The following is a 7,594-nucleotide window of genomic DNA, read 5'->3' as shown; positions in this document are numbered from 1 at the left end:
TCAGGCGCGCGTGAGGCGCAGCACCCGGAAGCCCTTGGAGTTCGCGATGCGGTCGACGTCGCCCCACCCCTGATCGCCGATCCACCGGGCGAGAGACTCGGCTCCCAGGTTCTTCTGCACCACCAGGTAGGCGTCGCCGCCGGGCGCGACGCGCGGGAGCCATCGCGCCAGCAGGCCGTGCAGCGCGTCCTTGCCGATCCGGATGGGTGGGTTCGACCAGAGGGTGTCGAACGATGCGTCGGCGGGCACCTCGTCGGGACGCAGGACGTGGACGGGGGCCAGCGGGTGATGCGCGCCGAGCCGTGCGATGTTGCGCCGGAGCAGATCGAGCGCGCGCTCGTTGACGTCCACGGCCGTCACGGCGTCGGCGCCGCGAAGAGCGGCCTCAAGCGCGACCGGGCCCCAGCCGCACCCGACGTCGAGCACGTGGCCGCGCGGCTCGGGGACGTGCCTGAGCAGCACCTGAGTGCCCAGGTCGACATGGGCGGGCGAGAACACGCCGCCGGCCGTCTCGACGTGAACGTCGTGGCCCGCCAGGATCACGGGCACCAGCCGGCGCTCGTCCGCTGATGCGGGCTGGGCGGTGAAGTAGTGGTCCTCGCTCACGGGTCACGAGCGTAGCGCGCGGCCGGGTTGCCGCATCGTCCGGCCGTTCGGGACGGCGCGCGGGGGTGAGACAATGAAGGGGTATGAGCGATATCGCAGCCGAAGACTTCGAACCCACTCCCGACGACCGCCGCGCCGACGCGTTGATCGATCGGGTGCTCTCGCGTGCCGGAACCGCGGTGGCCGCCGGCGCCGTGGTGGATACCGAGTACGACGGCGACCAGTTCGATCGCGAGGAGCGCGCCGCGTTGCGGCGTGTCGCCGGGCTGTCGACGGAGCTCGAGGATGTCACCGAGGTCGAGTACCGGCAGCTCCGCCTGGAGAGGGTGGTGCTGGTGGGCCAGTGGTCCCACGGCACCGCGGAGGACGCCGAGATCTCGATGCGCGAGCTCGCGGCGCTCGCCGAGACCGCCGGATCCGAGGTGCTCGATGGCGTGCTGCAGCGGCGCCCCCACCCCGACCCGGCGACCTACATCGGCAAGGGCAAGGCCGTGGAGGTGCGTGACGTGGTCGCGGCCGTGGGCGCGGACACGGTCATCGTGAACGACGACCTCGCGCCCAGCCAGCGCCGCGCCCTCGAGGACGTGGTGAAGGTCAAGGTGATCGACCGCACCGCGCTCATCCTCGACATCTTCGCGCAGCACGCGAAGTCCAAGGAGGGCAAGGCGCAGGTCGAGCTCGCGCAGCTCGAGTACCTGCTGCCGCGCCTGCGCGGTTGGGGCGAGTCCATGTCCCGCCAGGCGGGTGGCCAGGTGGGTGGCGCGGCCGCTGGAATGGGCTCGCGTGGACCCGGTGAGACCAAGATCGAGCTCGACCGGCGGCGCATCCACACGCGCATGGCGCAACTGCGCCGTCAGATCAAGGCGATGGCGCCCGCCCGTGCGGTCCGGCGGGACCGGCGGCTGACGCTCCCCAACGTCGCGATCGTCGGGTACACCAACGCGGGCAAGTCGTCGCTGCTCAACCGGGTCACGGGCGCCGGGGTGCTGGTGGAGAATTCGCTGTTCGCCACCCTCGACCCCACGGTGCGCCGGTCGCAGACGCCCGACGGCCGCGAATTCACGGTGTCCGACACGGTCGGCTTCGTGCGCGACCTGCCGCACCAGCTGGTCGCGGCGTTCGCGTCGACCCTCGAGGAGGTGTCGCACGCGGACCTCATGCTGCATGTGGTCGACTCGTCCCACCCGGACCCCGAGGGGCAGATCCGGGCGGTGCGCGAGGTGCTGGCGGACGTGCCAGGCGCGGACGCGGTCAAGGAGATCCTGGTCCTCAACAAGTCCGACGTCGCCGATCCCGCGACTCTCATGCGGCTGCGTGCGCGCCGGGAGCCCACCATCGAGGTGTCGGCGCTCACCGGCGACGGGATCGACGCGCTCCTGGCCCTGATCGGGCGCGAGCTGCCCCGACCCACCGTGACGGTGGATCTGGTGGTGCCGTACACCCGCGGGGACCTGGTGAGCGAGGTGCATCGGCACGGCGAGGTGCTCACTCAGGCGCACGTGGCCGAGGGCACGCACCTGACGGCGCTGGTGGACCCGGGTCTGGCGGCCCGCCTCGAGCAGGCCGGCGTCACCGCCGCCTCCGCGTGAGCGATCTCGACGCCGACGCGCTGCTCGAGCGAGCGGTGGCGGCGCTCGGGGGAGAGCCGCGCGAGGGCCAGCGCGACATGGCGCGCGCCGTCGCCGCGGCCCTCGCGGGCGAGGAGCATGCGCTCATCCAGGCCGGCACAGGCACGGGAAAGTCGCTCGGCTACCTGGTGCCCGCGGTGGCGCACGCCGTGCGGACCGGGAATCGGGTGGTGGTCTCGACCGCCACGCTCGCGCTGCAGCGCCAGGTGTACACCAAGGACCTCCCCCTCGTCGCGGAGGCGCTCGAGCCCGTGCTCGGAGAGCGCGCCCGCATCGGCCTGATCAAGGGGCGGGCCAACTACCTGTGTGCGCATAAGCTCGCCGGAGGCTATCCGGAGCCGGACGAGGACGTGCTGCCCATCCCCTCGGGGCCCACGTCCGAACTGGGGCGCGAGGTGGCGCGCCTGCACGAGTGGTCGAACGGCACCGAGACCGGCGACCGCGACGATCTGGTGCCGGGCGTGACCGGCAGGGCCTGGGCGCAGGTGTCGGTGACCGGGCGCGAGTGCCTCGAGTCGAAGTGTCCCGCACTGGCCGACTGCTTCTCGCAGCGGGTCCGCGACGATGCGGCGTCGGCTCATGTCGTGGTGACCAACCATGCCGTGCTGGGGGTGCAGGCCACGGGCCACGACATGCTCGGCAGCCACACGGTGCTGATCGTCGACGAGGCGCACGAGCTGGTGCAACGGATCACGTCCTCGGCCACGCATGAGCTGATGGTGTCGGCCGTGGATCGGGCCGCGCGTCGCGCGCGCCGGGCCGGCGTCGCCGTCGAGGACCTCGACCGTGCGGCACGCCGGCTGGACGGGGCCCTGGGTGCGTGTGAGCCCGGGCGTCTGCGCGATGGCCTGCCCGAGGAGCTCGCCGCCGCGGTGGAGGAGGTGCGCGGCTCCGCGCGCCGCTGCGTGTCGGAGCTCCAGAAGAGGTCGGAGGAGGCGGGCGCCGCGGGCAAGGTCGCGTCGGCGGCGCTGTCCGAGGTGGTCGACGTGTGCGAGGAGCTCCAGGGCGAGCACGGACGTTACGTCGTGTGGCTCGCCGCGCGTGATGGGGACTACGACTCACGCGTGGCCGAACGGATCGTCGCCGCGCCCCTCGACGTCGCGGGGCTCATCCGCTCGGAGCTGCTCGAGGACAAGGCGTCGGTGATGACGTCGGCCACGCTCGCGCTTGGCGGGGACTTCGGCGCCATCGCGCGCCACCTGGGCGTCGAGGATCCCTCCACCCTCGACGCCGGCAGCCCCTTCGACTACCCGCGCCAGGGGATCCTCTACGTGGCGCGCCACCTGCCGAAGCCGGGGATGGGCGGCATCTCGGAGGAGGCGCTCGACGAGCTTGCGGCGCTCATCGAGGCGGCCGGCGGGCGGACGCTGGGTCTGTTCTCCTCGCACCGGGCCGCGCTGATGGCGGCTGAGGCGATGCGCGAGCGGCTGGACGTGCCGGTGCTCTACCAGCTCGACGATCAGCTGCCCACGCTGGTGAAGCGCTTCGCGGAGGACCCGGCGACCTGCCTGTTCGGCTCGACGTCGCTGTGGCAGGGCATCGACGTGCCCGGGCCCACGGCCAGCCTGGTGGTGATCGATCGGATCCCGTTTCCGCGCCCCGACGAGCCCGTGTCGCAGGCCCGTACCGAGGCGGTCGCCGCCGCGGGAGGCAACGGCTTCATGGCGGTGAGCGCCACCCAGGCGGCGCTTCTGATGGCGCAGGGATCCGGCCGCCTGATCAGGTCGACCGCGGACCGGGGCGTGGTGGCGGTGCTCGACCCGCGACTCGCGACGGCGCGATACGGAGGATTCCTCGCCCGGTCGATGCCGCCGCTGTGGCCCACGACCGATCGCGAGGTCGCTCTGGGCGCTCTGCGAAGGCTCTCCGGCGCGTAGCGGCTCGGGCCGGGCTCCGGCACGCGGGGTCAGACCCGGCGAAGTACCGAGACCACCTTGCCCATGATCCGGGCATGGGTGCCGTCGATGGGCGTGTAGGCGGGGTTGTGCGGCATCAACCAGACCCGGCCGTCGCGGTTGCGGAAGGTCTTGACGGTCGCCTCGTCGTCGAGCAGCGCCGCCACGATGTCGCCGTTGTCGGCGTTGTTCTGGCGCCGCACCACCACCCAGTCGCCGTCGCAGATCGCCGCGTCGATCATCGAGTCGCCGGCCACCTGAAGCATGAAGAGCTCGCCGTCGCCCGTGAGCCGGCGGGGGAGAGCGAACACGTCCTCCACCTCCTGGTCAGCGAGGATCGGTCCGCCGGCGGCGATGCGGCCCACCAGCGGCACCATCGACAGGTTGTCGGCATGCACGGCGAGCGCGGCGTCCGCGACCGCGGAGGTGCGCGCCGGGGGAGAGACGGCCGTCTCGCCGGGGAGGACCACCTCGATCGCCCGGGGACGATGCGGGTCTCGCCGGAGCACGCCCTTCGCCTCGAGCGCCGTCAATTGGTGCTTGACCGAAGAGGTGGAGGTGAGGCCCACGGCCTCACCGATCTCCCGCATCGACGGCGGGTAGCCCCGATCGATCACGGTCGCCCTGATGTAGTCGACCACCGCGCGCTGCCGGGCGGTGAGACCGGTGGATGGATCGCGGAGCTCGTGCACGCTCGCGCCCGCCTCGCCGGACCCGTCCGCCGTGCCGCCTGCCGTCCCGTCCTGCGCCATCGGTCCCGCCTCCCGTCGCCTTGAGTGTCAGACCTCGGTGGTCCTCTTGTCTCAAGACGCTAGGGCAATCCGGGGTCGAAATCAAACATATGTTCGAGCGTGTCTTGCGAGTGTCGCACGAGGGTGCTAGAACTAGAACATACGTTCGATAGAACACGTGTTCGAACGAAGGAGGCAGTGATGAGCATCTACGCACCGCAGACCAAGGTGGCCAGGAACCGACGCGCCAGGACCGGGCGGATCCTGGGCGTCCTGTTGCTGCTCGGCGGCGCCGCGGTCGTGGGTCCGCAGGCCTTCGCCTCGGATGGCCCCGTCGATCCCGTGGAGATCGACTCGTACACGGTCGCGTCGGGCGAGACGCTGTGGTCGATCGCCGCGGCGCTCACTCCGGCGGGTCGCGATGTCAGGGACACCATCGGCGAGATCCAGCACCTCAACTCCATGTCCGGATCGGGTCTGGTGGCCGGGCAGCAGATCTACCTCCCGGTGGTCGACTAGCCAGGGCGACCTCGTCTGACGAGTCGCGCGCCAAGCCGCGTCGGCGACGGCAGGGCATCGGCGGTTGGGGCAGGGCGCGCGAGCGTGGCAGAGTGGGCGCATGCACTGCCCGTTCTGCAGGAACGCCGATTCGCGCGTGGTGGACTCTCGCACCGCCGACGACGGCTCGTCGATCCGCCGCCGGCGGGAGTGCCCGGCATGCGGCAAGCGCTTCACCACCGTGGAGACGGCGAGCCTGTCGGTGGTGAAGCGCAACGGCGTCACCGAGCCCTTCAGCCGCGACAAGATCGTGTCCGGAGTGAAGAAGGCCTGCCAGGGGCGGCCCGTGAGCGATGACGATCTCGCGGTGCTGGCGCAGCGGGTTGAGGAGACCATCCGCGCGAACGCCCAAGCCGAGATCAACGCCCTCGACATCGGGCTGGCCATCCTGCCCCCGTTGCGCGAGCTCGACGAGATCGCGTACCTGCGGTTCGCGAGCGTCTACCAGGCCTTCGATTCGCTCGACGACTTCGCGGCCGCCATCGCCCGGCTCCGCGTGGAGGATGCGGCTACCGGCCGCCCTTCGGGCGACGAGGCTTCCGAGGCGTAGACCCCGCGGCGTGGCCTGACCTGCCGGACGGCTTGCCGCCCTTGGACCCCCCGGTCTTGCCGCCCTTGGACGCCTTCTTCGACGTCGACTTGGGCTGCTTGGGCGCCGCGCCCCGAGACGGCCTGCCCTCCGCGGTGCGGCCCGAGCCGCGCGGGTCGCCGTCGCCGCGGCGCGAGGAGCGATCGTCGGCCAGCGCCTCCTTCGCGGCGAGCCGTCCCTCGCGAGCGGCCACCGCGGCCTCGCGCTCCGCGAGGTCCTGCTCCACCCGCGCGAGACGCTGCTCCGCGCGCCGCTGGGACTCGAGCCGCTCGTCCGCGCGATCGTCATGGTCGAACCTGCGGGTCGGGCGCTCCTCGCGCCGTGCGGAGCGGTCGCGGCCGGGTCGTTCTCCCCGGCCCGGTCGCTCGTAGCGCCCTCGACGCTCGGGCCGCTGGGGGCGGGGCTCACGTACAGGGATGCCCGACGGCGCGCGGCCCCCCGTGACGGAGTCGACCAGGGCGAGCGAATCCGCGTCCTCGCCGCGAACCTTGCGGAACGTCACGTCGACGCCCGCGCGCTCAAGCATCCGGTCGGTGGTGCGGCGCTGGTGGGGGAGCACCAGAGTGACCACCAGGCCCTCCTCGCCGGCGCGCGCGGTGCGTCCGGATCGGTGCGTGTAGTCCTTCGGGTCCGTGGGCGGGTCCAACTGCAGCACCAGGTCCACGTGGTCGACGTGGATCCCGCGCGCCGCGACGTCGGTGGCGACCAGCACGGGGACGTCTCCCGCACGGAACGATGCGATGGCGTGGTTGCGCTCGGCCTGGGAGCGATCGCCGTGCAGCGCCAATGCCAGGATTCCGGCGGCGCGCATCTCCTCGGCGATGCGCTCGGTCGCGAGCTTGGTGCGCACGAACACGATGGTGCGGCCGTCGCGCGCCGCGATCCGGGAGGCCAGCTGGTACTTGGCGTTCGGCGGCACGTTGAGCACCACATGGCGCATCGTCGCGGGTCCCGCCTCGCCGTCCGTGACGTCGTGCAGCACCGGACGGTCCATGTACGTCGTGACCAGGCGGTCCACGTCGCCGTCGAGCGTGGCGGAGAACAGCAGCCGCTGACCGCCCGCGGGAACGCCCGCGAGGATCTCGGTGATCTCGTCCATGAAGCCCATGTCCGCCATGTGATCGGCCTCGTCGATGACGATCAGCTCAGTCTCGCGAAGGTCCGCATGGCCTCGCCTCACCAGGTCGGCGAGGCGGCCCGGCGTCGCGACCACCAGATGGACGCCCCGTTCGAGCGCCTGGATCTGCTTCGCCATCGACAGGCCTCCGGCGACCAGCTTGAGCGACACATGCATCGAGTGGGCGTACGGCTCGAGAGCGTCCGAGACCTGCATGCCGAGCTCGCGGGTGGGCACCAGGACCACGGCGCGAGGCCGGCGCGGCAGCGGACGCTCGCCGTCCGCGAGCCGCACGATGGCGGGCAGTCCGAACCCGAGCGTTTTGCCGGAGCCCGTCCGGGCCTTGCCCAGCACGTCCCGTCCCGCGAGTGCATCCGCGATGGTTGCCGCCTGAATGGGGAAGGCAGTGACGATGCCGTGCCGTGCCAGCGCCTCGACAAGGGGCTCCGGCAGGCCGAGCGCCGCGAATG

At 72.0% G+C, this 7,594-nt stretch carries 7 protein-coding genes; 4 read left to right on the top strand and 3 right to left on the bottom strand.

The features are described 5' to 3' along the window. Positions 1-606: a methyltransferase gene (locus Q0L54_RS00475; protein ID WP_296664495.1), complete on the bottom strand. Its 606-nt coding sequence runs from the start codon at positions 604-606 to the stop codon at positions 1-3. Positions 607-689: 83 nt separating this feature from the next. Here Q0L54_RS00475 and hflX point away from each other — a divergent pair, with 83 nt between their 5' ends. Continuing rightward, the gene (gene hflX, locus Q0L54_RS00470; protein WP_296664493.1) at positions 690-2,195 is read left to right on the top strand and encodes a GTPase HflX; all 1,506 of its coding nucleotides are present in this window, start codon (positions 690-692) and stop codon (positions 2,193-2,195) included. Beyond that, entirely contained in the window at positions 2,192-4,111 is a 1,920-nt protein-coding gene (locus Q0L54_RS00465; protein ID WP_296664491.1) for an ATP-dependent DNA helicase, read from the top strand. The genes hflX and Q0L54_RS00465 overlap by 4 nt, the downstream gene beginning before the upstream one ends. A 29-nt stretch (positions 4,112-4,140) precedes the next feature. Here the strand turns inward: Q0L54_RS00465 and lexA are convergent, their stop codons facing one another. Further along, complete coding sequence (lexA, locus tag Q0L54_RS00460) at positions 4,141-4,881, bottom strand: transcriptional repressor LexA (RefSeq protein ID WP_296664489.1); 741 nt, start codon at positions 4,879-4,881, stop codon at positions 4,141-4,143. 180 nt (positions 4,882-5,061) lie between these two features. On the opposite strand from lexA, the gene Q0L54_RS00455 reads away from it, so the two are divergent. After that, positions 5,062-5,379 carry a LysM peptidoglycan-binding domain-containing protein gene (locus Q0L54_RS00455; protein ID WP_296664488.1) on the top strand — a complete coding sequence of 106 codons (318 nt, stop codon included), beginning with the start codon at positions 5,062-5,064 and terminating at the stop codon, positions 5,377-5,379. A gap of 100 nt (positions 5,380-5,479) precedes the next feature. Then, positions 5,480-5,968, top strand: coding sequence for a transcriptional regulator NrdR (gene nrdR / locus Q0L54_RS00450; RefSeq protein ID WP_296664485.1), 489 nt, complete (start codon positions 5,480-5,482; stop codon positions 5,966-5,968). On the opposite strand, the gene Q0L54_RS00445 is transcribed toward nrdR, so the two are convergent. Beyond that, positions 5,928-7,520, bottom strand: coding sequence for a DEAD/DEAH box helicase (locus tag Q0L54_RS00445; protein WP_296664528.1), 1,593 nt, complete (start codon positions 7,518-7,520; stop codon positions 5,928-5,930). The two genes, nrdR and Q0L54_RS00445, sit on opposite strands and share 41 nt — an antisense overlap. Positions 7,521-7,594: the final 74 nt, after the last annotated feature.

It is taken from the genome of Demequina sp. (assembly GCF_024642165.1).
Taxonomy (GTDB): Bacteria; Actinomycetota; Actinomycetes; order Actinomycetales; family Demequinaceae; genus Demequina.
The sequence above is the reverse complement of the archived record's forward strand: the minus strand, read 5'-3'. Positions and strand labels throughout refer to the sequence as shown.